Raw genomic sequence first — 305 nt, forward strand, 5'->3', positions numbered from 1 at the left:
TTAAGTACACTTGGTGTTGTTCCGTTAATAGCAGCTCTTCGTGATAAGGCACTTGCTATCCAAAGTGAAACGATGGAAAGCTTGGAACGAAAAATACCGAATCTTAGTGATCGTGAGAGAAAAGTAATTAGTAAGCATACGAAAAGTATTATTAATCAATTATTGAAAGACCCAATTTTAGTAGCGAAAGAAATAGCTGCTGAAGAGGGAGCAGACGAAAAATTAGCGTTATTTGCAAAGATTTTTGACTTAGAAATGGAAGATGTAGAGAGTTGTGCGGAAGAAGTAGAACATAAAAGAGCGTG

1 pseudogene is annotated in these 305 nt (G+C 36.4%); it reads left to right on the forward strand.

Going from position 1 to position 305, the window contains the following annotated elements:
• Positions 1-305, forward strand: a pseudogene (locus SB775_RS28535) (glutamyl-tRNA reductase); the annotation flags it as partial.

Source organism: Peribacillus sp. SIMBA_075, from assembly GCF_046534585.1.